At 70.8% G+C, this 1,921-nt stretch carries 3 protein-coding genes; all 3 read right to left on the reverse strand.

The window, feature by feature from the left end; genetic code table 11:
• Positions 1-70: 70 nt before the first annotated feature.
• Positions 71-634 (reverse strand): Hsp20/alpha crystallin family protein, encoded by a 564-nt coding sequence (locus tag MJ785_RS16705; RefSeq protein ID WP_239311688.1) that lies wholly within the window; start codon positions 632-634, stop codon positions 71-73.
• Positions 635-826: 192 nt separating this feature from the next.
• Positions 827-1,600 carry a thiazole synthase gene (locus MJ785_RS16710; protein WP_255724424.1) on the reverse strand — a complete coding sequence of 258 codons (774 nt, stop codon included), beginning with the start codon at positions 1,598-1,600 and terminating at the stop codon, positions 827-829.
• A 1-nt stretch (position 1,601) separates the two neighbouring features.
• The gene (gene thiS / locus MJ785_RS16715) at positions 1,602-1,802 is read right to left on the reverse strand and encodes a sulfur carrier protein ThiS (protein ID WP_239311690.1); all 201 of its coding nucleotides are present in this window, start codon (positions 1,800-1,802) and stop codon (positions 1,602-1,604) included.
• Positions 1,803-1,921 lie beyond the last annotated feature (119 nt).

The following is a 1,921-nucleotide window of genomic DNA, read 5'->3' on the forward strand; positions in this document are numbered from 1 at the left end:
GAGGCTCCGGCAATAGGGCACGCGCCTCGTGCCAGTCAGATGGCTGTCGAAACATTGCCCTATTGCCGAGCTATTGCCGGGCGCTCCTGTCGGAACCGGCTGCCCGGCCGGTCGCGGAGCGGTCCTCAGCTGTCTCGGCAGCACGCGTTTCAGTCATGGCACGCTCGCCGGCCTCGATCACCGGGACGTGGCGGCTCGCGGTCGACGAGAGCTTCGGCAGTGTCAGCTGAAGCACACCGTCGGCCGCCTGGGCCGCGGACTTCTCCGCATCCACCTCCCCGGGCAGCCGCACGGTACATTCATACCGGCCCATACGGCGCATCTGCTGACGCATCACGCCGCGGTGTTCCCGGGCCTGGATGTCAGCGGTGATGCTCACCTCGTTCCCCCGGACGTCGATGTTGACGGTGTTGGCGGGAGTACCGGGCAGATCCGCTTCGATGATGTAGGAGTTCTCGGTCTCCTCCATGTCGATCGCGGGTGTCCACGAGCGGCCTTCCCGCGGCATGAGGTCCGGCAGCGATACATCCAGCAGGCGGCCCATCCGTTCGTAGAGATCACCGAACTCGGCGAACGGGTCCCAGCCCCGTCGAGTGACTGGCGTCGGACGGCTCATAACGGACAACGAGGTCATTGTCGGCTTCCTCCCTGGCGGTCACTGGCAGGGGGGATGGGAGCCCATCCCCCCTGCGCTCCTATCCGCTCCCCGAAGACGCAAACAGCGCCAGGAAAGTGGATCAATACCAGGGCCGAGGGGCGGCCGAGGGGCGGCCGAGGAGCGGCCGACGGGCGGCCGACGGGTGTCAACGCCTGGATGCGCGGGTGCTCAGAACACCGCGGTGCCATGCGTGGGGGACGACGCTCGCGCGTGGTGGCGCCGGGGTATGCGCCCGGCGCGGGCCGCGAGCCGTCCAGCGGTCACCGCGGCCGCCATGGCCGCCGCCATGAGGGCGGGGTCCTGCGCCCGGGTGACCGCGGAGGCGAGCAGCACGGCGTCACAGCCGAGTTCCATGGCAAGCGCGGCGTCGGAGGCGGTACCGATCCCGGCATCGAGGATGACGGGAACCTCGGCCTCGGCGACGATCAGCTCGATGTTGTGCCTGTTGCGGATTCCCAGTCCGGTGCCGATGGGCGCGCCCAGCGGCATCACCGCGGCGCAGCCGGCCCGCTGGAGCCGGCGGGCGAGCACCGGGTCGTCGTTGGTGTAGGGCAGGACGGTGAACCCGTCCGCGACCAGGAGCTCGGCCGCGTCGAGGAGTTCGACCGGATCCGGCAGCAGCGTGTGGTCGTCCGCGATCACCTCAAGTTTGATCCAGTCTGTTCCCAGCGCGTCCCGGGCGAGCCGGGCGGTCAGGACGGCCTCGTGGGCGGTGCGGCACCCGGCCGTGTTCGGCAGCACCCGGACGCCGCAGCCGGCGAGCATGTCCAGTACCGACCCGGGCGTCGCGGTATCCACCCGGCGCATGGACACCGTGCACATGGCTGTCCCCGAGGCCTGAATCGCCGCCGCCATGATGGCCAGGCTCGGTGCCCCGCCGGTCCCCATGATCAGCCGGGAATCGAATTCCGCACCGGCGATGGTGAAGGTGTCGTCGGCCACGTCAACCTCCCTGGGTCGCGGTGAGAATCTCCACATGCTGGCCGGCGCGCAGCTCCAGCTCCGCCCATCCGCCGCGGGGGGCGACAACGCCGTCGACCGCGGCGGCGGTCCCCCGGCCGACGCCCGCCAAACCCGCCATCAGCTGGTACAGGGTGGTGCCGGCCGGTAGCTGCATGAGTTTGCCGTTCACGGTGAGAGTCATCCGCCATCCTCCTCAGTGACTGTCGGGTCCCGCGTGGGCGCCCGGCGCCCGGCGCCCGGGTCCCGGCGGCTCGGCGCCGACCGGGCCGGACCCGGGCGGGGCGGCCGTGGGGTCAAACC

Source organism: Protofrankia sp. CiT1, assembly GCF_917627335.1.
GTDB lineage: Bacteria > Actinomycetota > Actinomycetes > Frankiales > Frankiaceae > Protofrankia.